The 25,070-nt window shown below is 35.2% G+C and carries 19 protein-coding genes; 4 read left to right on the top strand and 15 right to left on the bottom strand.

The window, feature by feature from the left end:
• Window positions 1-154: 154 nt before the first annotated feature.
• From Q8X41_RS02560 to parE, 7 genes are all read right to left on the bottom strand, one after another.
• Complete coding sequence (locus Q8X41_RS02560; protein ID WP_397538698.1) at window positions 155-877, bottom strand: exonuclease domain-containing protein; 723 nt, start codon at window positions 875-877, stop codon at window positions 155-157.
• Window positions 878-879: 2 nt separating this feature from the next.
• A complete protein-coding gene (locus tag Q8X41_RS02565; RefSeq protein WP_397538699.1) occupies window positions 880-1,854 on the bottom strand; it encodes a DUF294 nucleotidyltransferase-like domain-containing protein in 975 nt (324 codons plus the stop codon).
• Window positions 1,855-1,903: 49 nt separating this feature from the next.
• Window positions 1,904-3,193: an ammonium transporter gene (locus Q8X41_RS02570; RefSeq protein WP_397538700.1), complete on the bottom strand. Its 1,290-nt coding sequence runs from the start codon at window positions 3,191-3,193 to the stop codon at window positions 1,904-1,906.
• A 296-nt stretch (window positions 3,194-3,489) separates the two neighbouring features.
• Window positions 3,490-5,079: an ABC transporter substrate-binding protein gene (locus Q8X41_RS02575; protein ID WP_397538701.1), complete on the bottom strand. Its 1,590-nt coding sequence runs from the start codon at window positions 5,077-5,079 to the stop codon at window positions 3,490-3,492.
• A gap of 403 nt (window positions 5,080-5,482) precedes the next feature.
• Window positions 5,483-6,697: an MFS transporter gene (locus tag Q8X41_RS02580; RefSeq protein ID WP_397538702.1), complete on the bottom strand. Its 1,215-nt coding sequence runs from the start codon at window positions 6,695-6,697 to the stop codon at window positions 5,483-5,485.
• 105 nt (window positions 6,698-6,802) lie between these two features.
• Window positions 6,803-9,232, bottom strand: a complete 2,430-nt coding sequence (gene parC, locus Q8X41_RS02585) for a DNA topoisomerase IV subunit A (protein ID WP_397538703.1) — start codon at window positions 9,230-9,232, stop codon at window positions 6,803-6,805.
• The gene (parE, locus tag Q8X41_RS02590) at window positions 9,229-11,205 is read right to left on the bottom strand and encodes a DNA topoisomerase IV subunit B (protein WP_397538704.1); all 1,977 of its coding nucleotides are present in this window, start codon (window positions 11,203-11,205) and stop codon (window positions 9,229-9,231) included. The genes parC and parE overlap by 4 nt, the downstream gene beginning before the upstream one ends.
• A 246-nt stretch (window positions 11,206-11,451) precedes the next feature.
• On the opposite strand from parE, the gene plsY reads away from it, so the two are divergent.
• Entirely contained in the window at window positions 11,452-12,054 is a 603-nt protein-coding gene (plsY, locus tag Q8X41_RS02595; protein WP_397538705.1) for a glycerol-3-phosphate 1-O-acyltransferase PlsY, read from the top strand.
• A gap of 17 nt (window positions 12,055-12,071) precedes the next feature.
• Complete coding sequence (locus Q8X41_RS02600) at window positions 12,072-12,359, top strand: HesB/YadR/YfhF family protein (RefSeq protein ID WP_397538706.1); 288 nt, start codon at window positions 12,072-12,074, stop codon at window positions 12,357-12,359.
• A gap of 47 nt (window positions 12,360-12,406) precedes the next feature.
• On the opposite strand, the gene Q8X41_RS02605 is transcribed toward Q8X41_RS02600, so the two are convergent.
• The gene (locus Q8X41_RS02605) at window positions 12,407-12,832 is read right to left on the bottom strand and encodes an acyl-CoA thioesterase (RefSeq protein WP_397538707.1); all 426 of its coding nucleotides are present in this window, start codon (window positions 12,830-12,832) and stop codon (window positions 12,407-12,409) included.
• A 351-nt stretch (window positions 12,833-13,183) separates the two neighbouring features.
• Between Q8X41_RS02605 and Q8X41_RS02610 the strand changes: the two genes are divergently transcribed.
• Both Q8X41_RS02610 and Q8X41_RS02615 read left to right on the top strand, forming a co-directional pair.
• Entirely contained in the window at window positions 13,184-13,633 is a 450-nt protein-coding gene (locus Q8X41_RS02610; protein ID WP_397538708.1) for a GyrI-like domain-containing protein, read from the top strand.
• A gap of 73 nt (window positions 13,634-13,706) precedes the next feature.
• Window positions 13,707-13,886: a hypothetical protein gene (locus Q8X41_RS02615; RefSeq protein ID WP_397538709.1), complete on the top strand. Its 180-nt coding sequence runs from the start codon at window positions 13,707-13,709 to the stop codon at window positions 13,884-13,886.
• A gap of 267 nt (window positions 13,887-14,153) precedes the next feature.
• Here Q8X41_RS02615 and Q8X41_RS02620 read toward each other — a convergent pair whose 3' ends face one another.
• The 7 genes from Q8X41_RS02620 to Q8X41_RS02650 form a co-directional block, all read right to left on the bottom strand.
• A complete protein-coding gene (locus tag Q8X41_RS02620) occupies window positions 14,154-16,106 on the bottom strand; it encodes a M14 family zinc carboxypeptidase (protein WP_397538710.1) in 1,953 nt (650 codons plus the stop codon).
• 375 nt (window positions 16,107-16,481) lie between these two features.
• Complete coding sequence (gene acnA, locus Q8X41_RS02625; protein ID WP_397538711.1) at window positions 16,482-19,187, bottom strand: aconitate hydratase AcnA; 2,706 nt, start codon at window positions 19,185-19,187, stop codon at window positions 16,482-16,484.
• A 140-nt stretch (window positions 19,188-19,327) separates the two neighbouring features.
• Window positions 19,328-19,717 carry a thiol-disulfide oxidoreductase DCC family protein gene (locus tag Q8X41_RS02630; protein WP_397538712.1) on the bottom strand — a complete coding sequence of 130 codons (390 nt, stop codon included), beginning with the start codon at window positions 19,715-19,717 and terminating at the stop codon, window positions 19,328-19,330.
• Window positions 19,718-19,831: 114 nt separating this feature from the next.
• On the bottom strand, window positions 19,832-20,542 hold the full coding sequence (locus tag Q8X41_RS02635; protein WP_397538713.1) for a lactate utilization protein C: 711 nt from the start codon (window positions 20,540-20,542) through the stop codon (window positions 19,832-19,834).
• Window positions 20,539-21,975 carry a LutB/LldF family L-lactate oxidation iron-sulfur protein gene (locus Q8X41_RS02640; RefSeq protein ID WP_397538714.1) on the bottom strand — a complete coding sequence of 479 codons (1,437 nt, stop codon included), beginning with the start codon at window positions 21,973-21,975 and terminating at the stop codon, window positions 20,539-20,541. Before Q8X41_RS02640 ends, Q8X41_RS02635 begins: the two co-directional genes overlap by 4 nt.
• Window positions 21,976-21,992: 17 nt before the next feature.
• Window positions 21,993-22,709: a (Fe-S)-binding protein gene (locus tag Q8X41_RS02645; RefSeq protein WP_397538715.1), complete on the bottom strand. Its 717-nt coding sequence runs from the start codon at window positions 22,707-22,709 to the stop codon at window positions 21,993-21,995.
• A 194-nt stretch (window positions 22,710-22,903) separates the two neighbouring features.
• On the bottom strand, window positions 22,904-24,403 hold the full coding sequence (locus Q8X41_RS02650) for an amino acid permease (RefSeq protein ID WP_397538716.1): 1,500 nt from the start codon (window positions 24,401-24,403) through the stop codon (window positions 22,904-22,906).
• Window positions 24,404-25,070: the final 667 nt, after the last annotated feature.

The following is a 25,070-nucleotide window of genomic DNA, read 5'->3' on the forward strand; positions in this document are numbered from 1 at the left end:
AACTTTTAATGTAATCAATTGTAAATCGATACACTTTTGATGATTCTTTTATGAAAAAAACCGCATCCTTTAGCAGATACAGTTTATATTGAAATTCGCTTCAAATTATACTTCAGATTACTTATTAACTTTTCAATTTTTAATTAACGAGTTTTCATAATCTCGAAAATCGATCATAAACATCTTGCAATGTATCACACCCAATATTTCTTGCTCTTTCAATATAGAGACTCCAAAGTTCCGCAGTTAGGATTGCATCTCCCAATGCATTATGGCGATTGACGATCGGAATGTCATTTTGAGTACAAAAATCCTCAAGTTTCACGATACCAAGATTCCGTTCAACGATTTTAAACAGAAAGGCTGTATCGATGATACGATGTTTAAATGGCATTTTAAACAAACGATTAATTGCATACTGCATAAAACTCCTTTCATGATTTGCATGATGGGCAACTAGTGATGATTCTTTAACAAACCGCATGAAATCAATAAGTACTTCAGATGCTGCCGGAGCGTTCTTTATTTCATCATTTTGAATGCCAGTTAGTTGTACAATACCCTGAGGAATTTCCTTTTCAACATGCATAAGCGAATAGAATATTTCTTCCCTATGAATAGAAGAGCCACTCATTTTGATTGCACCAATTGACAGGATTTCATCTCCCTTTTCTGGGAAAAAGCCTGTCGTTTCAATATCAAATACAACCACATTTAGTTTAGATAACGGAATCGTTAATGCTTCTTCTGACTGCATTTCTTTTTGAAGTCCTCGCAAAAAAGCAATTTGTTGTGCATTTTGAACTTCTCCTAATCCCCCTGTATTACTTCTTCCTTGTATAGATCTTAGTAATTGTTGAAATGGTTCAAAAGCCATATTTAACACCCTTTTTCAATGAGCTCGATTATTTCATCATGTAGTCTTATACCATTTTTAACAATTTGTTTAATTTCCTTTTTTTCCATCCTCCCAAGCGTATCTATTTTAAAAAAATGCGTGTCACTGTAACGTTCTACTTTATTTAGTAATAGTCTATATTTTAATAGTTGATCAAAATCTCTTTCGCAATTTCTTAAAAGTTCTGCATATTCTTCTTTTTCAATCAAACGATACATTCGGGAAAGTGTTGAAGTTTCATATACACCCTCTTTGATTGCTAATAATCTTGTAGCATTAACATACGGTACAAATGCAGAATATTTTAAATCTAAATAACCTTGATATATACCGTATCGTTCTACTAGAAGTTGACCAAATGGTCCGATGACTTTTTTTACATGCATAATATTAGCCATAAATCGCTTTAGGAGATTCGGATTCGTTCGTTGATATTCATATATAACAGATTTCAATCGTCTGATATAATTTACTTTTCCTTCTAAAACTCGAGCATCATAAAATATCTGCAAATAACGAATTGCTTCCCAACTTTCAGATTCCATCCAAATAAGAAGTTGTTCTTTCCATACATCAATTGATTTGCACCACAGCGGATTTGAGCTCATAATATTTCCTTTACAATAAGGATAGCCAACTATTGCAAGACCATCCGAAAGCTCCTCCCCAAGAGCCTTAAAATAGCTGTTACTTTCTATAGTGTCTTCTTCATAAATGATACCGTGATCTTGATCACTGATAAAACCTTGCTCTAATCTTCCTCCACTCCCTGTCACAAACCACGAAAAGTTACAAGGTGGCATCCCTTTGTTTAACTTAATAATTGCCACCTGCATTACTTTTCTCATTACTTGATCATGAAACGAATTTAACCCCTTTAAATCATCTTTGAATTGAAAAATGGTTTGATTTTTCCAATCCTTAATCGTTTCATACGTTAACACCCCAGCGTTCAATAGAAGCACTTCCTTTTCGTAAAAAGCCTATATTTTTTAGTCTTTTTACTTATGAACTTATTTGACTTTTACTAGCAATGACGGTTTCAGCTTTTTCTTGTGCCATTTGTTCTGGATAACCATAGCTACCGTGTTCGCTAATATCTAACCCCATAATTTCTTCTTCTTCGCTGACACGAATTCCTCCCATAATTTTCTTCATTACCCAAAGAATTGCGTACGAAACAACAAATGCGTATATCCCTGCTACAGCTACACCCATAAATTGAACTCCTAATTGGTGAAGACCACCACCATAAAATAATCCAGGTTTACCTACAGTAGCTAATTCTTTTGTTGCGAAAAAGCCTGTAGATAATGTACCCCAAATCCCAGGTATACCATGTACAGATACTGCGAAGATTGGATCGTCTACTTTGCTTTTTTCTAAGAAACGAGCGCTGTAGAAAGTTAAGATACCTGCAATGAACCCAATCACAACAGAAGCCCAAACATCTACAAATGCACAAGATGCTGTAATCGCAACTAAACCAGCAAGCGCACCATTTAAAATCGTTGGAATGTCGGGTTTTCCTAGTACAATCCATGAAATTAATGTTGCTGCAACTGCACCAGCTCCAGCAGCTAAATTTGTATTAAGAGCAACGAAACCGAAGAAAGCTTTATCAACTGAAACTGTACTACCGGCGTTAAATCCAAACCAACCTACCCAAAGAATTAATACGGCCAATGCAGTGTAAACTTGATTGTGCCCTGCAATATTATTTGCTGAACCGTCTTTATTAAATTTACCGATACGAGGTTTTAAAAGAATCGTTGCAGCAAGGGCAGCCATAGCACCTGTTAAGTGTACGACTGTAGAACCGGCGAAATCTTGTTTACCGTGTTCCGCTAACCACCCCCCACCCCAAATCCAGTGAGCGATAACAGGATAAACTAGAATACCAAATAGAATTGTAAAAATTACATAAGCTGAAAATTTTGCACGTTCCGCAAAACCAGCAAGAGCAATTGTAATTGAAATTGATGCAAACGCTAATTGAAAAACAAAGAATACGGTTGTTGCTAGACCAGCATCTTTCACCTGATCTCCTGAGTAGAAAAAGTCTGTCATCCCTACAAAGAAATTCGCATTCCCTCCAAAAATTAAGCCATAGCCTAATGCCCAGAATATTAATGATGCTAAACCAAAAGTAAAAATTGTTTTACCAGCTACGTGGCCAGCATTTTTCATTCTTGTGGAACCAGCTTCTAATAAAATAAATCCACCAATCATTAAAATAACTAAAACTCCGCTGACCATCGTCCACAAGCTATTCATCAGATAGGTTGCATCCATGAATACCATCTCCTTTTCTTCATGTAATATTATTCAATAATTTCATGTTACATTTTATAACATAGAATTATTATTTATTTATATTTTACACATAGAATATGAACAGTCAATATAATTTTCAGATATTTTTAAATTCAATGTAAGGTTTTGTGACATTTGATTTTTATAAAGGGCATTCATCTGTAATATATAAAATGAAAAAGCAATGCAAATCTCCAAATTTGCATTGCTTTTCTTGTATTTTTCTTTTTGACTAACATATTACAATCGTTTTTTCATAACTACAAACTGATCTTTTATTTTACAGTTACATCTTTTAAATCATCTGCTTCTGTAGGGTGTGGTTGATAATTCTTTACATTACTTCTAGCCCCTACAATCGGTGTTGAATGAACTAAAGCTAGTACAGGGATAATTTCACGTAAACGATTTTGTATATCTGCATAAATTGCTTCTCGTTTTGCATGATCAGTTGTGGAACGGGCTTTTGCTAACCATTTTTGTATTTTTTCATCATGTAATTGCGAATTGTTTAGTGAACCTGAATTATAGAAAAATAAAGATAACAAATTATCAGGATCTCCATTATCACTCGTTCCACCTAGTAAAAATAATTGCGCTTCACCTTTACGTGTTTTTTCTAAATACGTAGCCCATTCATAAGTAACAATTTTTGTTTTCATCCCAATTACTTCTAAATTCTTTTGAATTGCCTCCGCAACTTTTTGACCATCCGGCATATATGGACGCGGAACAGGCATTGCCCATAATTCAACTACTTTTCCATCATACGAAGACTCTTTCAGTAAAGATTTTGCTTTTTCAACATCAAAAGTATACGGTTCTGTATTTTCATTATAGCCTAGCGCTGTCGGCTGTAATGGATTTTTTGCTTCAGTAGCGAATCCCTCAAAGAAACTATTCACAATAGCTTTGCGATCTATAGCCATACTTACTGCTTCTCGCACTTTTGTGTCATCAAGCGGCTTTTGTGTCATTGTCATTCCTAAATACCCCACATTAAATGATGGTCTTTTTAATAATTGTAGATTTTGATCTTGTTCAATTCGTGTATGATCACTCGGGCTTAATCCATCCGCAATGTCAATTTCACCTGTCACTAAACTATTTAATCTAGCTGAGTTATCAGGCAACGTACGATAAATCAACTTCGAAACTTTTGGATAGCCTTTTTGCCAATAATTTGAGTTCTTTTCAAGTTCTATTGTATTGTTCCTTTTCCAGCTAACAAATTTAAAAGGTCCTGTACCAACAGGATTTTCTCCATATTTGTCGCCTTCTTTTTCAATGGCAGTCGGGCTAGCGATTGAAAATGCAGTCATCGCAAGATTATTTAATAATGCTGCAGAAGGTTTTTTCAATTTTAATTCGAAAGTAGTGTCATCTACTGCTTTTACAGAATCGATCATATGGTTTTTATCTCCTATAAAGCCACCAAACATATCTCCGTAATACGGAAATTGATCAACTGTACCATTCATCCATCGTTCAAAGTTTTTCACTACCGCTTCTGCATTAAAATCCGTACCATCCTGGAACTTAACTCCTTCTTGTAGTGTAAAAGTATAAGTCAATTGATCCTTTGAAATTTTCCATTCTTTAGCCAGACTCGGTTTAATTGATGTATCTTTTTCTCCGAACTGTACAAGTGTTTCGTAAATATTTCTTGCTACTTTAAATGATTCCCCATCAGTTATAGTGATTGGATCAAGAGATACCGAATCAGTACCTCGACCATATACGAGTGAGCTTTGTTTTTCTCCGCCGTTATTTGATTCTCCAGTATCATTTGTAGAATCCTTTCCACAAGCACTTAATATCACTAGAATAATTGCCATTAAACTATAAACTAACCATTTCCTCATAAAAATCCCCCTTTGTTCAGTAAACTGAATATTCTGAATTTATTATATATGAAAATATTATGAAATGATAGATAAAAAAGCAGCTGTCTATTAAACGAGACTATTAATAAGTTTCTAGTAATAAGCTTAGCCAGTTAGAAAACGATTCATCGTTCTCTAACTGGCTTTTTTTCTTCTATGCCGTTGATTTTATTCCGGCGGTCACTTTCCAAGGGGCGTGCCTTGAGCCACTTCGTCGCTAACGCTCATGCGGGGTCTCAAGCTGCACGCTTTTCCCCCTAGGAGTCGCCACCTGCACTACAATCAACTAGATTTACCTAAGAATAGAATGGATTTTCCTCACACCTTTAAAGCGATTGGAATGGCATTTGATACAGCGATCGATGACGCATATCTCTGTTGACTAGGCTGCTTTTTGATCTGTTTCTATTCGAATATTATTCTTTTTCACTTGTAATAAATAATATAAAGTTAGGCAAATACTTAATGTTCCAAAAAATAGAACCATATTTTCTAATCCCATCAAATCTAATAGGGCACCTGTTGAAAGAAGAACGATTTGGAATGAAGTACGATCTAACATATTACGGAATGAAAAGAAACGGCCATGATATTCTTTCGGTACTTGTTTTTGGAAAATGGTCATTACTGTCGGGAAGAAACATCCTACCGATAATCCAAATAACCCAAATGCAATTAGCGACATGACTGGAATATGGGCGAAGTGTAACAATAATTCTGCAGCTCCTATTACAAATAAGGAGAAAAATAATATATTATTCGTTTTCCACTTAGAACCAATATATTTTATCGCAACGGAACCTAACATAAAGGAAATTCCCTCGACTGTATAAATAAGGCCTTTTATCGAAGATGAATCTTGTATTTCACTTATACTAATTACTAGGAGATTAAAAGAACCTATGAATAACACGGGTATATAAGATAGAATTAACGTATATTTTATACCTACATCCCGTTTCAACAATGGAAAGACTTCTTTGAAACTCCCTTTATCCTTACGTTCTTCCACTGAGTTCTGTTTAAGATTATCCTTCGCCTCAGGTATTTTAAGCAAAAATGTAAGCAACAATAGAATTATATAGGCAATCATCGAAATACCATATAGTGCACTAATTGGAGCATACACTAATACTAAACCCGCTAGTGCAGTACCTGCTACCCGTGCAATTGTTGAAATATTCATGTCCCAGCCATTAAGTTGCAACAAATCTTTCTCTTCAACAATTAAAGGAAGAGAAGCTTGTAATGCCGGAAAATAAAAGGCTGCTGCAATTTGCATTGTAACTAGAAATACAATCATCCAGGTTATCGAATCTGTTGCCAATGCAATAAACATAAATACCACACTAATCACTCGCCCCACTCCAGATAAGATTAATACGGTTTTTTTCTTTGATTGATCTATTACCCTTCCAGCATATGGCCCCACTAAAATCCCCGCTAGTAATCCACTAGCTAGAATAAGAGATTTCATGAAGTCTGATGGAACACTCTCTTGCATAAACTCTAGATTGCCAATGATTCCAGCCCATAAACCTAGTCCAGCAATCAATTCACCCGAAAGTATTATCCAAACATTTTGATTTTTCCACATATTCTCACCTCCAAAAAAGAAAGGAACTGCTTCCAGTTCCTTTCTAGTTTTATAATGGTATTATTGTATCGTAATTCAAATATTTAGACTACCTAATTAATCAAATTAATTTTCAATTGCAGGAAGTTTTTGCACATAGACAATAGCACCATCTGTATCAACATCAACAGCATAGGAACCATTAGAGAATCGATCCGCTAATCGATATTGATCTTCACGTAATTCTTCTGTTACGCCCTTTTCAGTGGTGATTTGAATACCTTCCCCTTTTTCTACATAAACGACATCAAAAATACGGTGTGGATTTTTCTTCAATTCATGAAGGGTAAGCACGCCGCGCAAAGCACGGTTTCCAGTTTCCACTTCATCTAAAGCCATTTTCTTCACTGCCCCACGATGTGTGACAACCATTACTTTTCCTTTATGATGTTCTGGAATTGCATTGGCAGCTTGAATGTAGTCATCATCTTTTAAATTCATTGCTTTTACACCAGCAGTTTTAATACCTGTATCTTGCACTTCATCTAATTTAAAACGTATTGAATAACTGCAATAAGATGTTAGTAATACTTCAATGGTTGGTTCTACAATATCTGCAAAAATAACGACATCTTCTCTTTTAATATTCATCATTTTTAACGGTTTTGTATATCGTTGTACAAGGAACTCAGCTAAAAGAGTACGTTTGATTTGACCATTTTTTGTAATTGTTAATACATATTTATTTGCATTAAAATCAGTAACTCCGCAAGCATTAATTATATTTTCATCAGAATCTAACGGCACAATACTTGAAATATGTTGGCCTAAGTCTTTCCAGCGGATGTCTGGTAGTTCATGCACTGGTTGGAAAATATAGTGGCCCTTATCTGTGAATAATAATACATGCTGCTGTGTATTAAGATTCGATTCATACAATAAACGATCAGATTCTTTCATTTCAAAATCCTTACCATTCGATGCATTGTATGAACGAATACTTGTTCGTTTGATATAGCCATCTTTTGTAACCGTAACAACTACATCTTCACTTGGAATTAATACTTCCATATCTACTTTGATGTCTTCAATTTCATCTTGAATTAAAGAACGTCTTGGCTCAGCAAAACGTTTTTTCACATCTTGTAATTCCTTTTGTAATACTTTTATTAATTTTGCATCACTACCTAAAATGCTTTCTAATTCAACTATTTTCTTTTCAAGCTCTGCTTGTTCTTCACGTAATTCTGTAATATCCGTATTTGTTAATCGATAAAGCTGTAATGATACAATCGCTTCGGCTTGTATTTCCGTAAAGGCAAATTTTTGTTGTAAATTGTTTTTCGCATCTTTTTTATCTTTTGAAGCACGAATTGTAGCAATGACTTCGTCTAAAATAGATAAAGCCTTCATCAATCCTTCAACAATATGTAAACGATCTTTTGCCTTTTTCAATTCAAATCGAGAACGTCTAGTTACAATTTCTTTTTGATGTGCTATGTAGGCATCTAAAAGAAGTGGCAAGCTCATCATCGTAGGACGGCGATTATAAATTGCGATCATATTGAAATTATAAGTGACTTGCAGGTCTGTATTTTTTAACAAATATTTCAAAATAGGTTCGCCACTAATATCTTTCTTTAATTCAACGACAATTCGTAAGCCTGTACGATCGGATTCATCACGAACTTCTGCAATTCCTTCTAATCGCTTGTCTAGGCGCATTTCGTCCATTTTCTTAACAAGATTAGCCTTATTCACATCGTATGGTATTTCAGTGATGACAATTTGCTCTTTTGAACCTTTTAATTGTTCGATTTCCGCTTTTGCTCGAACGATAATTTTGCCTTTACCTGTTTCATATGCTTTTTTTATACCTTCGATTCCCTGAATAATACCACCAGTAGGGAAATCTGGGCCTTTAATTACTGTCATTAACTCATCTATTGTAGCTTTCGGGTTCTTCAAACGCATAAGAACGGCCTCTAATACTTCTTCTAAATTATGAGGTGGAATATCTGTAGCATAACCTGCAGAAATCCCAGTTGAACCGTTTACAAGTAAGTTTGGAAAGCGTGAAGGTAACACAGTAGGTTCCATATCTTGGTCATCAAAGTTTGGTACGAGATCGACTGTGTCTTTTTGAATATCACGCAGCATTTCAGCAGAAATAGTAGATAAACGTGCTTCTGTGTAACGCATCGCTGCTGGTGGATCACCATCTACAGAACCATTGTTACCATGCATTTCAATCAGCATATGGCGTGCCTTCCAGTCTTGACTCATACGTACCATTGCCTCATAAACAGAACTATCACCATGCGGATGATAGTTACCAATTACATTCCCTACTGTTTTTGCAGATTTACGGAATGGTTTATCATGTGTGTTTCCTTCCATGAACATCGCATATAAAATACGTCTTTGTACTGGTTTAAGTCCATCTCTTGCATCTGGAAGAGCACGGTCTTGAATAATATATTTACTATATCGACCAAAACGATCACCAATGACTTCTTCTAAAGGCAAGTCTTGATATTTCTCTGATTGTGTCATTTAAGCTCTTCCTCCTCTTGCTGTATAAATTCACTTTCTAAAATGTTATCGTCTTCCTCAAGTCCGAAATCAACATGTGATTCAATCCATTTACGACGTGGTTCAACCTTGTCCCCCATCAAAGTAGCAACACCTTTTTCTGCGCGTTCTACATCATTGATTTTAACCCGTACCAATGTACGTGTTTCTGGATTCATCGTCGTTTCCCAAAGTTGTTCGGCATTCATTTCACCAAGACCTTTATAGCGTTGTAAAATATAGCCTTTACCAATTTTTTTAATCGCTTGTTGAAGATCTTTTTCAGTCCAAGCATATTCTACGACTTCTTTACGTCCTGTACCTTTTGATACTTTATAAAGTGGTGGTAGCGCTATATACACTTTCCCAGCTTCTACAAGTGGTCTCATATATCGGAAGAAGAATGTTAACAACAACACTTGAATATGTGCTCCATCGGTATCAGCATCCGTCATGATAATGACTTTATCATACGCCGCATCTTCAACATTAAAATCAGAACCAACGCCTGCACCAACTGCATGAATAATGGTTGAAATTTCTTCGTTTTTCATAATATCTTGCAATTTTGCTTTTTCTGTATTGATCACTTTACCTCGAAGTGGCAAGATAGCTTGGAAAGTACGATCACGCCCTTGTTTAGCAGAACCACCAGCAGAATCACCTTCGACTAGATATAATTCATTTTTCGAAGCATTTTTTGATTGAGCAGGTGTCAACTTACCAGATAAAATGGTGCTTTGCTTTTTAGATTTTTTACCATTTCGAGCATCTTCTCTTGCTTTTCGAGCCGCTTCTCGAACTTGTTGTGCTCGAATAGCTTTACGAACAAGCGATGCACTAAGTTCAGCATTTTCTTCTAAGATATACATCAATTGCTGAGAAACTACCCCATCAACTGAACTTCTAGCTTCAGATGTACCAAGCTTACCTTTTGTTTGACCTTCAAATTGTAATAAATGTTCAGGTATACGAACAGAAATAATAGCTGCAAGTCCTTCTCGAATATCAGAACCATCCAAGTTTTTATCTTTTTCTTTTAACAGTCCAATTTTGCGAGCATAATCGTTAAATACGCGAGTCATCGCAGCTTTAGCACCTGTTTCATGCGTACCACCATCACGAGTTCGTACGTTATTAACAAATGATAAAATTGTTTCAGAATAGCCATCGTTGAACTGAAAAGCAAACTCTACCTCAATGTCATCTTGTGTTCCTTCCACATATTTAACAGGATGTAAAATATCTTTTTCCTCGTTTAAATAGGCTACGAACGCTTCAATTCCATTCTCATAATGATAAACTTCGTGACGTTCTGTTGCTTCTTCGATTAACTCGATTTTTAAGTTTTTGAGTAAAAATGCAGATTCACGCAAACGTTCTGCTAATGTATCGAAATTATATTTTGTAGTAGAGAATATCGTTTCATCAGGTTTGAAGTGAATAAATGTACCAGTTTCTTTCGTTTTACCTATTTTCTCTAAAGTGGTAACGGGTTTACCACCATTTTCGAAACGCATACGATACTTATTCCCATCACGATGAATTACAACTTCTAACCATGTTGATAGTGCATTTACTACTGATGCACCTACACCATGTAAACCACCACTTGTTTTGTAGCCACCTTGTCCAAATTTCCCACCTGCATGTAATATGGTGAAAATTACTTCTGGAGTTGGTTTACCTGTTTTGTGCATACCTGTAGGCATACCTCGTCCATAGTCACGTACGCTAATACTTTGATCAGCATGAATTTTTACAATGATATGAGAACCGAATCCAGCTAAAACTTCATCAACAGCATTGTCTACGATTTCATAAACGAGGTGATGCAAACCTCTACCATCTGTTGAACCAATATACATTCCTGGACGTTTTCTAACGGCTTCTAATCCTTCTAATACTTGGATATCATCTTCATTGTAAGACGTGATTGTTTGTTTACTTGTCAAAAAAATTCCCCCTAAACACAAACACCTGTTCTACTTTTATAAATATTAAACACAATCATTGGAACTGTCAACTTCTTGCATTTTATATACATACAGCATTTATTGTATCAAACGTTGAATTGAAAGGAAAATAAGAATATGATTAAAAGCGAATAAAGTTGGTGATTGTGCATTCTACTGAATTCATGATAAACTATTAGCACAATATAATAGTACCAACTACTAAAAAGTAAGAGGGAGTTTTTTATGGATATGATTCTTGTTTTGGTTATAGCCTATTTAATTGGATCGATTCCTTCCGGGCTATGGATTGGCCAAATATTTTATAAAACAGATATCCGAAAGCACGGTAGTGGCAATTTAGGTGCAACAAACACATTTCGTGTACTTGGTAAAAAAGCTGGAATAGCTGTAACCCTAATGGATATTTTAAAGGGGACGGCTGCTACTCTATTACCAACAATTGCTGTCTTTTCTAATAGTGGTGTACATCCTCTTATTGCTGGTGTCGTTGCAGTATTCGGCCATATGTATCCAATCTTCGCTGGCTTCCGTGGAGGTAAGGCTGTAGCAACCTCAGCAGGTATTTTACTTGGTTATCATTGGCCTATCTTCGTTTTATTAGTTTTAGCTTTTTTACTTTGCTTAAAAGTATATAAAATGGTAAGTCTAGCTTCCATGTTTGCAGCAGTTGTTGCTTTCATTTATGCACTTATCTATGCTATTTTAGAAAAAGAATATTTACTCTTAATCATCATAACGATCATAGTAGTCTTTATATTCTATCGTCATCGCTCAAATATTTCACGTATTAAACATGGTACAGAGCCAAAAATAACTTGGTTATAGTTAAAAGGAGTGTTCACATGAATATTGTGATAACTAATCAAGCTTTACAATGGTTTTCAGATGAAATGGAAGTACAAGCAGGCGACACAATTCGCTTCTATGTACGATATGGAGGCTCTAACCCTTTCCATGAAGGATTTTCACTCGGCATGAGTAAAGACGAGCCTATGAATCCTACTGTCATAGCAAAACATGAAGGTGTAACTTTCTTTATCGAAGAAGATGACGTATGGTTTTTTAATAATCATGATCTATATGTAGACTTCGATCAAGAATTAGATGAACTTAGCTATGATTATAAATAAAATACATACAAAAAGCATGCTAGAGTTATTAGCATGCTTTTTGTTTTTTATTTTTGAATCTCAGCGATTTCTTTATATTTGTTATACCATACTTCATCTACATGATTAAACGCCACTGGACGGAAGTTTTCCTTTTTTACTACAATATGTTCAGATGTTGCAGTTGCAGCAACTGTACCATCTGTATGTAAAATTTCATAGGCATAAACCGTACGTAATCGATCTTGTGATTTTACCCAAGTGCGAATAATTGCTTTTTCCCCATAACGTAAAGCGGCTTTATAGCTTACATTTACATTCATTACAGGAGAAACATAACCATCTGCTTCAAATTTTGTTACTGAAAATCCAAGATCATGAATAAGTTGTGTTCTTCCTACTTCCATCCATATAACATAGTTCGCGTGATAAACTACGCCCATTTGATCTGTTTCTGCATAACGAATTTCGATTTCTTTTTCACTTACAAACATTTCTGTCACCTCATTCTTTAGTATATCGAAATTTCTTCAAAAAATCTTATTTAGATTATTTTTTCAACAAAAAACCTTATTCAGATATGGATGTTCCGCTACAGACGGCGCTTTCCACGGGCTTGGCTTCAATCTCCTCGTCACTACGTTCCTGCGGGGCTTTCAGCTCAAGCTTTTCCCGTAGGAGTCGCCGTCTTCCGCTCCACAATGAACAAAATTAGATATAATTAAATGTTCGTATTTTTTATACGGGTTTTGCATTATGAAATTGATTCAAATATATTCTTTTAAAAAAGAGCTTGAAAAACATTTTATATAGAATTACCTTATCTAAGAAAGGAGGAATAAAATATGAAAATATCTATTGAGGAATTACCTGAATCAAGGATTGCTTATTTCCGAAATCATGGTGAGTATAGTGAAAAGCAAAACAAAGAACTAATGGAGTCTTTTAAAAATTGGGCACAGTTAAATGGTGTATTTGATAATTCTACAATTTTAGGTATACCACAGGATAACCCTGAGGTTACTCCTAAAGAGGAATGTCGTTATGATGTTTGCGTTGTTATAGATAAAGATTTTAATATTGAAGAACCAGCTCAAGTTGGTAAATTTTATGGTGGTAAATACGCTGTTTTCTTGCTTGATCATACAAAAGAGGCAATAAGTGAATTTTGGAGTAATATTTTTTTTGAAATAGAAAAAAATAATCTATCAATAAGAGAACAGCCAATTATAGAAAGATACACTTCACAAATGATTGATAATCATTTGTGTGAAATATTAGTTCCTATTAAGTAACAGAAACTAGGGGAATTTTTGTAAACTTTTTTCTTGATAAATCACATATGTTTACAAAAAAGGAGTGGATATTATGAATATTGTAGGAAATAATATCTTGATATTGATTATTACTATTGTAATTTGCTCTTTCCTTCTATACTGGATCATTAAAAATGCAATCAATAATTCAATTGTAACCCTTGAATTAAAAAAAATTAAAGACGATTTAGCCAAAATAACTGAGGAATTAGATAATATTAAAAATAAGTAAATAATACCTGTCACTTATTAAGCATAAAGAAAAGACCAATTCTCACATGGTCTTTTCTAGGACAATTTTTATATCAAAAGTTAGTAACTTTGTTAGTATCTTTTGCTTTATTTAAATCATAAATCTGGCCAAAATCTTTCTAATACTCTGATAGATAAATAAAAAGAATCCATTTTGAAAAAAGGTATCAAAATGGATTCTTTCTTATTAATTTTAAAATACAGTTGGATCAATTTCATGATTTTAGCTTAGTCCTTATCCAACAAGTTATCTCTTACTTGCTTCTTTTGCACCAAATAAGCCAATCGATTTGTTTTTGTTCCATACATTATTCCAGTAACGATGTGGAACCGGTCCATATCCTGCGTAAGGAGCTATTTCGATGGTTAAACCTGGTTTCTTTTGATTTAATATAAACCAATCGGCGGATGATCCTGATCCTCTATATGGTAAAGGAGGTATAACTGAATAGCCTGTAATTCTCGCAACACTTTTAGCTAAATTTAAATCTCTCGTCCGGTTAGATCCTTTTTGGAAATTATACCAATATACAATTTGTCCAGATGAGTGGTAGGATAAATCAGTTTTAAATTCATGACGTTGTACAAAAGCTTTTAATGCCTGTGCCTCAGGTTCTGAAAATGCACTTGTTCCTTTATAATTCATATAAGACTTAGGTGTTGTGGCTACATATTTCCATAACCCATCAAAATTGCGGTTTAAGTCAACGCCTCGTCCATTTGCCTTCCAGCGATTAAAATTATTGCTTCCTTTATTATATTTTTTTAAGCTGGCTTTATATTTACTATCCATTGATCCAATTCCCTTTTGGACTAAAGTGACACCATCAGGATTCATCATTGGTACAAACCAAATACTTGTTTTATCTAATACGTTCTTTACATCATATCCTGCATAATTTGTTCCTTTTCGATAAGAAACAGTATACTGATCTATCATTTCCATTAGAACATTCGTTGTCATATGTTCCCGCGCATGTATAGCCGCATCCATTAAAATTTCTTTCTTTCCATTCCCTACACGTAATGCATAAATAGATCGTCCTTGTACGGATTCTCCAATCTTTTCGACTTTAGTAAATTCAGGGTATAGCTGTGCAAAGACACGAAGATAATAGTTATACATCCCGTATGTAATGTTCTTAGTTGGGTTAACTATATTGGAATGGTTAAAGTATTTAAGATCTACATAACCTGATTTCCCCATATAATTAATGATTCCTTTGTTAGCTTTTAAACCTTTTAAGCTAACAACTTGTCCTTTATCGATTGTACCCATCTTGGTACCTTTAGAAGTATAAATAGAGTTTGTTTTACTTACTGTTAGCGTGATAGGATAAGTGGATTTCATTAATGTTCCAAGCGATGCAGGTTTTTCTGTAGGAATTGTACCTTTTTTGAGGATTGCATATGTTTGACTTCCAACTTGAATAATATGATATTTAGCTGTTGATTTAGCTACTTTTACTACTGCTCCATTATCTAATGTACCCATCGCTTTATACTTACTACCATCGATTTTATACATTTTAACAGAGTTTGTCGCAACCTCTACATTGCTGTTTTTCTTGTAGTCGATATTTACTTCTCTAATAGGAATGTATCCTCTTACTCCAGCTATTGATACTACATAATAATCTTGTACTACATCCACTACTTTAAATGTCGTTTCTTTTGTTCCTTCGACAAGAATTTTCGAATTGTTATCGTTTTCGGAGTAAATGTTAAAGTTGCTGTTAGTGGTGATGATTAGATTTCGTTTCTGCGTTAATTCTGATGGATTTTCAGGCGAAGCAATTAAGTTTTCAGCCTTAATCCAATATGTATTTTCCCCTATAAGGATTTCAAAATAGTCCTCATTTGATGATTTTGTTACATAATATGTATGATCATCTGCTGGTAGTTTCAAATTTGTTGGTTGTAACGATTCCGGTGTAAATAGCTCTGCATCTGAGCTTATTTTAGCGAAATTTCCAATACTCTGAGTTTCACTTCCACTTTCAGATGAATTTGTATCATTAGTCTGAGTCTGATTATTATCTCCTTCTGAACTGTTTTCTAATCCTTGATTTGTTACTTTAATTGCACTGTCTTGTTCACTTAATTCAGCCGCAAATGCGTCATCGGATAGTAAACTCATCGACAGCAAAAATCCCGCTGAATAGACAAGCGAGCGCCTAATTTTCTTTTGTATTTCCATTATTCTCTAACACCTCATTTATAAAGTGAAACTTCCATCAATGGGGATTTACTTCTTTCCCACTGATGGTTAGTTGAACCAATCGGGCTTTTACGGGCAGTTCTCCCCACCTATCTTCTTCGCTTCCCGACGAGATCTTACTGCCCGTTTAAACGGGATCATCTAGTATAAATATATCATAAAAATTAGTACTTTTGTTTCTTTTTACAATGCTTTGTTAACAATACTGTTGATATTCATCCGAATCTTTACTAATGGACACTATCCGTGGGAGTCGACATCTTTCGCTCAAGTCAGGTAATAAAAAACCATAAAAAAATACATGTGCACAATTTACTCGTGCACATGTATGAAAATGTTCATTTTACAACGAACTTATTTTGCTAATTTGTTACGTAATACCATTTGTAGGATACCGCCGTTACGGTAGTAATCTACTTCTACTTCTGAGTCGAAACGAGCAAGTGCTTTGAATTCTTTTGTAGAACCATCTTTAGCAGTTGCAGTTACAGTTAAGATATCGCGAGGTTTAACACCTTCAGCAATATTTACTGCAAATGTTTCTTCACCAGTAAGACCTAGAGATTCAGCGTTAGCACCATCTACAAATTGTAGTGGAAGAACACCCATCATTACTAGGTTAGAACGGTGGATACGTTCGTATGATTCAGCGATAACTGTTTTAACACCTAGAAGGTTAGTACCTTTAGCTGCCCAGTCACGTGAAGAACCCATACCGTAATCTTTACCAGCAAGTACAGCTAAACCAGTGTTGTTTTCAGCATATTTCATTGCTGCATCATAGATGTATTCAACATCGCCTGTTGGCCAGTAAGTAGTGAATCCACCTTCTGTACCTGGAGCGATTTGGTTACGGATACGGATGTTAGCGAATGTACCACGCATCATAACTTCGTGGTTACCACGACGAGAACCGTAAGAGTTGAAGTTACGTGGTTCTACACCGTTTTCACGTAAGTATTTACCAGCAGGAGTATCTTTACCGATTGCACCTGCAGGAGAGATGTGGTCAGTTGTAATTGAGTCACCAAACTTAGCTAACACGCGTAAGCCAGAAAGTCCTTGAATATCTTCTGGTTTAGCAGATAAGTTTTGGAAGAATGGTGGGTTTTGAATGTAAGTTGATTTATCATTAAATTCATATAATGAATCAGTTGAAGTTTCAATTTCATTCCATTTTTCGTTAGCGTTGAATACTGTTTCATATTCTTTTTGGAATAATTCACGAGTAACAACTTTTGAAAGTACTGCGTTAACTTCTTCAGTTGTTGGCCAGATATCATCGAAGAATACATCTTTGCCGTCTTTATCTTTACCGAATGAATCTTTACGTAGGTCAACATCTACAGTACCAGCTAATGCATAAGCAACAACCAATGGTGGTGAAGCTAAGTAGTTAGCTTTTACTAATGGGTGTACACGACCTTCGAAGTTACGGTTACCAGAAAGAACTGATGTTACGAATAAATCGTTTGATTTGATTGCTTCTTCGATTTCAGGTAGTAATGGACCTGAGTTACCGATACATGTAGTACAGCCGTAACCTACAGTGTTGAAGCCAAGTGTATCAAGGTATTGTTGTAAACCAGAGTCTTGTAAGTATCCAGTAACAACTTTAGATCCTGGAGCCAATGAAGTTTTAACCCATTTAGGAACTGTTAAGCCTTTTTCAATCGCTTTTTTCGCAACAAGACCTGCAGCGATTAAAACGTAAGGGTTTGATGTATTTGTACATGAAGTGATTGCAGCGATACCAACAGCACCTGCTGGAATTTCTACATCGCCTTCAGCAAATTTAGCTGTTGCTGTTTTTGTGAATTCATCTTCAGTTAAACCGAAGCCTTGAACGCCAGATGGAGCAACTACTACTTCGTGGTAGCGATTTTTCATGTTAGAAAGTGGAATCAAATCTTGTGGACGTTTAGGACCAGAAAGGTTTGGTTCGATATCGTTTAAGTCGATTTCTAATACATCAGTGTAAGTTGGTTCTAATTCTGGGTCAAAGAACATGTTGTTTGATTTCAAGTATGATTCTACAACATTGATATGTTCTTCTTCACGACCAGTTAAACGCATGTAGTTAAGTGATTCTTCATCAATTGCAAAGTAACCACAAGTTGCGCCATATTCAGGAGCCATGTTAGAGATTGTTGCACGGTCAGCCAATGGAAGTGCAGGTACGCCAGGTCCGAAGAACTCAACGAATTTACCTACAACACCTTTTTTACGTAACTCTTGAGTAACTTTAAGAGCTAAGTCAGTAGCTGTTGTACCACTTGGAAGTTTACCAGTAAGTTTAACACCGATAACTTCTGGAATTGGGAAGTATGAAGGTTGACCTAACATACCAGCTTCAGCTTCGATACCACCAACACCCCAACCAAGAACACCGATACCGTTGATCATAGTTGTGTGAGAGTCAGTACCAACTACTGAGTCTGGGAATGTTTCGAATGTACCGTCAGCATTTTCGTTTACGTGAACTACTGGAGCTAGGTATTCTAGGTTAACTTGGTGTACGATACCAGTTGCTGGTGGAACAGCACGGAAGTTATCGTAAGCAGTTTGTGCCCATTTTAAGAAGTTATAACGTTCTGCGTTACGTTCGAATTCAAGATCCATATTTGCTTGTAGTGCAGATGAGTTACCGTATTTATCAACTTGTACTGAGTGGTCAATTACTAAATCAACTGGAATTGCAGGGTTGATTTCGTTAGCGTCGCCGCCCATTTCTTTCATAGCTGTACGTAGAGATGTTAAGTCAACTACTACTGGTACACCAGTGAAATCTTGTAGTACTACGCGAGATGGTTTGAAAGGTACTTCAGCGTTTGCGTCTGCATCTTTACCCCATTTAGCTAAGTTGTCTACGTGATCTTCTTTGATTACGTAGCCGTCATATTGACGTAATACTGATTCTAATAATACTTTGATTGAATAAGGAAGGCGTGAAACTTGTGCGATGCCAGCTTCTTCGATCGCAGCTAAACGATAAAAGTTATAAGTTTTACCGTTAACTTCGAATGAAGAACGACTATTATGCAAGTTGTTGTTTGCCATTGTTCGGTTCCCCCTCTAAATAAACTAATGAAAAGGCTTTTTAATTGAGCATCTTTTCTCCAAAACCAATAATAATCGAAAAGGATACATAAGTAAATAACATTAATTTTATACTTTGTGATAAGAAAAAATTATGACCTCTAATTTAGAAAACGTTTTTTCACATTTTCATCAGAAATTTTACACATTTTACCTGAATTCGTAAATTTATAACGATTTTTGGATATTATTCGGTAAAAATAATCACGGATGGGTGATGGAATTATTTTAAAAATAAAAAAGAACAAAAAAGGAAAGTTTAAATTTTTTGTTATAAATAGAATCGCATTCGATTCTGTTAACATTTTTCCATCCTGATAAACAACAACCGAATCTAGGTTTTGAGTTATATTTGCTGGTAATAACTTTGCTGCGACTTCTCCTTGTAGTGGTGCAAATTTAAAAATCGGTTTCTTTTCATGTTTTAGTACAAATTGCACCGACTTTTGGCAAAATCCACAGTCACCATCATAGAAAAGAATCGAATTCATAACATCCTCCTTTATTTTATAATAGAAGAAACGCCAATTTCTCTTAATGGTACAGAGAATTGAAATTATTATCAATATAAATACCCAGCTTAGGCTGGGCTTTTTTTAGTTAAATTATTCATCTATCAAGATAATATATGTTGCATGAATTGGGCCATGTACTCCAACAACTAATTTCATCTCAATATCAGCCGAGTTACTTGGACCAGATACGAAATCAATTGCTGATGGTAATGTTTCACCTGATTCTACACGTTTGTTTAATTTTTCTGCTACTTGTGTCATTCGAGGTACAATCGTGCTTTTTTTGACAATAGCGATAAAACTTTTAGGTAAAAGGCCAACAGATTTACCCTGTTCCTTATCAGAAAATAGCACTACAGTTCCTGATTCTGCTAGCGCATACTCAGAAAAAGTTAGCCCAATATTGGCTTTTTCCGCATTTTCAATATTTTTTTCTCCTAATTCTTCTTTCCATTGTGAGATTTCATACCCTTTTCTTGGCCATATTTCTTCATATAATGATTTTAGCTTGTATTGATTAAAGCGTGGATCTTGCCACATTGAAATTGGTCCACCACCATAATTTTCTACTACTTGTTCTAATGCTTGTGGTAATTCTTCTACAGTCGTTTTCACTACATCTGTATGAATGCTTTGACACTGTTTTTCAAGAATTTCTAACAAATCGTCTTGTGATAATCCTTGATAGCCTTTTTTCTGTGGTGCGTATTTCCAATTACGTTGTGGCTTATCTGTTGTATTTACAGCACGACCTAAAGACATCCCGATTGTTTCTAAAAATTCTTCACGGTGTTGAATCATTTGTTGTCACTTCCCTTTTCGTGTTCCTTGAACCAATCTCTAAAGCGTTCTTTTTTAGGAGCTGGGAAATCACGAACTTTAGTCCAGGCTTTTAATGGTCCAGGTCCTTTTGAAATTTTTCCGTTTTTCGAAAGCGGCGCTACAAAGCGTGAAGCAATTTTAGCTCCAGTTGCGTATATTGAGCTTGATGATCCACCTAGACTAAATGCTTTCATAAGCATGGCTTCGGAAACGGGTGCCTTTCCTTCCTTTTCAACGATTCGTTCGCGATGTGCTAATAGCAATTCATGTAATGGAATCTTTACTGGACATGCTTCTGAACATGCTCCACATAAAGATGATGCGTATGGCAACTCTTTGAATTCATCATAACCAGCTAGTAGTGGCGTTAAAACAGCGCCAATAGGTCCTGAATAGATAGAATTATAAGAATGTCCACCTATATGCCGGTATACTGGGCATACATTGACACAAGCACCGCAACGAATACATTGTAGGATCGATTGGAAATCTGTACCTAAAATACTTGAACGTCCATTATCGACAATAACTAAATGAAAATCCTCAGGCCCATCTGTTTCTCCAGGTTTACGCGGTCCTGTAATAACATTGACATAGCTTGGCAATTTTTGGCCAACTGCACTTCTTGTTAGCATATTCACTAAAACTTCTAGTTCTTCAAATGTTGGTACTAGTCTTTCCATCCCCATGACTGTAATTTGAGTTTTTGGAATTGTTGTAACTAGCCCCGCATTTCCTTCATTCGTCACAAGACTGATGGAACCCGATTCCGTTATGGCAAAATTACATCCCGTAATCCCAATATCCGCTGTTAGGAATTCATTTCGCAATGTAGTACGAACATGTCTTGCTAAATCACCAGCATCAGCAGAATTTTCTGGATTATATCCTAATTTATCAACAAATACATCTTTCACTTGATGGGCATTTTTATGTAATGCCGGTGCGACAATATGTGAAGGTTTATCGTGATTATCAATTTGCAAAATGTACTCGCCTAAATCAGTTTCTACAACTGTACATCCTGTTTCTTCCAATGCTTCATTTAAACTGATTTCTTCGGTTACCATTGATTTTGATTTAACGATTTTCTTTGCTTTCTTTTTCTTCACGACCTCTTGAATATAGTCTGTTGCATCTTTTGCTGTTTTTGCAAAAAATACATGTCCGCCAGCTTTTTCAACGTTTTCAGCTAATTCATTTAAGTAATAATCTAAATGATTTAATACATGTTGACGAATTTCTTCTCCGTGTGAACGCCACTCTTCCCAATCACCTAATTCTTCTGCAGCAGCTAAACGACCTGCACGAAGACGATCTTGAGCAGAAACTACTGACCCTCTCATAAATGAATTACTTAAATTATCTTCGACGTTATCTTTAAATTTATGATTATTAAATTGAATAGACATTCAATTCCCTTCCTTCCCTAATGGTGATTCAGTACTTCTGCAATATGCATTACTTTGACATTTTCACCACGTCTTTGCATACGGCCTCCTATGTTCATCAAACAGCCACCGTCTGCTCCTATTAAGTAATCTGCCCCAGTTTGTAACGTACTATCTACTTTTTCATCTACCATTTGTTCGGAAATATTGCCCATTTTCACAGAAAACGTTCCACCAAAGCCACAACAATTATAGCTTTTTGGCAAATCAATCAATTGTAGTCCTTCCACATGACTTAATAGTTTTTTGGGTGACTCAGATACACCTAAAAGTCTAGTCATATGGCAGGATGGATGATATGTAGCTTTTCCCTCTAATTTCGCACCTACATCCTCTATCTTTAAGATATTGACGATAAAATCCGTTAATTCGTATGTCTTAGAAGCAACCTTTTTCGCTTTTTCAAAATAAATTGGATCTTCTTTAAATACTTTTGGGTATTCTTTGAACATAAACGCACAAGAACCAGATGGTGCTACTATCACTTCAGCATCCTCAAATGCTTCAATCATTTTTTTCATAGGTTCTTTTGCGTCTTTTACATAGCCTGAGTTATAAGCAGGTTGGCCACAACAAACTTGTCCATTTGGAAAGATGACTTCACATCCCAATCTTTCTAATAGTTCAACTGTAGCTTTACCTACATCTGTTTGAAACATATCCACAATACATGTTACAAATAATGAAACCTTCATTCATAAATCCCCCTCAATAAAAGAAAGTTAGGTCATCAGATGACTAACTAGATAGTTTTTATACTACACTCAAAATTCTATATTTTCAAACTATTTTAATTACACTATTTATACCTATTATTAAATACAAAAAGAAAGTGCGACAACTTATGGTCACACTTCCTTTTATTTTTTGATCCATAGATTTTTAAATACTATTTTTTATCAAAGTCAAAATCAATTTCTTCTAATTTAACTAATTTCGTTTTTCTAAACATTTTATAACCAAACAGTAAAATAAAGAATAGTGGAATACCCAAGTATGCGGCTACAACACTTCCCCAATCCACATTGTCAGCAAGAAACGCTTGGAAATTTTGAGCTAATATTACGATAATGCCGCATGCGATTGCAAAAATTGGTCCGATTGGATACCACTTTGCACGATATGGTAATTCGTCCAAAGAATGTCCTTGAGCAAGAAATGCCTTGCGGAAACGATAATGACTAATAGAAATACCTAACCAAAAGATAAATCCTGTAATACCAATAGCGTTCATCAACCAAAGATATACTGCACCATCGCCGAAGAATGAAGCTAAAAATGCAAGCCCACCAATAGCACATGTGAAAATCATACTAGCAAAAGGTACACCACGTTTATTCAATTTTGCAAATATTCTCGGAGCTTGTCCTTCTCGAGCCATAGAGAATAGCATACGAGTAGAAGCATAAACACTAGAATTACCTGCTGATAAAACAGCTGTTAAAATAACTGCATTCATAAGTGAGGCAGCAAATGCAATTCCTGCCTTTTTCAAAATGAGAGTAAACGGACTAACCATTACACTATCATTTTGTAAACTTGGATTTGTATACGGAATTAGAAGTCCGATAACAAAAATTGCTAAAACATAAAATAGTAGAATTCTCCAAAATACACTATTCACAGCTTTTGGTACATTTTTGGCTGGATCTTCACTTTCCCCAGCTGCAACACCAACAATTTCAGTTCCTTGGAAAGAAAATCCTGCTGCGATAAATACAATGAATACTCCCATCATACCGGTTGGGAAAGGTGCATCACCAACTGTGAAGTTTTTAAATCCTACTGCTTCTCCACCCATAATCCCAAAAATCATAAGTATACCAACAATGATAAAGATCACAATAGCACTTACTTTTATTAATGAAAGCCAATATTCTCCTTCCCCATACCCCTTTACAGATAAATAGTTTAGAAGGAAAATAATCGTTAAGAATGCGCCACTCCATAACCAGGAAGGGCTATCTGGAAACCAAAATTTCATAATCATCGTAGATGCGGTCAATTCTGCGGCAATCGTCATTGCCCAGTTAAACCAATAAGTCCATCCAATGGCAAAACCGAATGCAGGGTCCACAAATTTTGACGCATAAGTACTAAAAGAGCCACTTGTTGGCATAAAAGCTGCCATTTCTCCTAAACTAGTCATAACAAAATAGACCATTGCTCCAACTATAGCATATGCTAGTAATGCACCACCTGGACCAGCCGTATGAATTGCCGTTCCACTACTTAGAAACAGTCCAGTGCCAATTGCTCCCCCAATAGAAATCATCGTTAAATGACGGGATTTTAATTTCCGCTGTAAATGCTGTTGTTCTTGTTGTTCAACATTACTTTGTTCATGTTGTTTAATAACAACATTTTGTTCCTCATGATGTACTGTCATTCTATTCATCCCCTTTGAAAACGCTAACATTTTATTTTGTAAAATTAAATGTTCTAAATTACACCCCTTTGTCAGCAAGTAAAATAGTACACTTTCGAGCAAAATAGTATTTTGTTGTCGAAATTACAAAATAAATATATTAGAAATATAATTCATAATTGTCTGAAATGCAATGAATTTTTAGAAATTTAGTACTTTTTTTAAAAAAATTAATACTTTTTATTTTCAAAAAGTATGTCAAGAGTAAAATTAGTGCAAATCAATGCCTTCGGATTTGTACTTTTGCGTTTAGAATCTGTTGAATTCCGTTCAAATATGACGTTTTCTGCATGATGCGTTTTTAACTGGAGAGCGTTGAGCCTCCTTGATAGTGAAGAAATTTTCTTTGCCATCGCTCCGCCGAAAGAGAAAAAGTGCTCATACGGTTACTCGTTGGAGAAAATTTTTGCAGCATGGGTCTTTATCTTATTCGCTTACTCATAGGAGTCATCGCTAATTCCATATCAATAAAGATAGCTATGGTATATCTATTGTGCTATGCACTCCAAATGTGAATTTAAGATAATGAAATGTAGAGTAGTAGTAAAATTTAAATAAATTAACTATATTAACCTTGAAATGACAACAAATTTAAAGAGCATATATTGGAGAAAATTTTCAATACATG

The sequence above is a fragment of the Rummeliibacillus pycnus genome (assembly GCF_044359855.1).
GTDB lineage: Bacteria > Bacillota > Bacilli > Bacillales_A > Planococcaceae > Rummeliibacillus > Rummeliibacillus pycnus_A.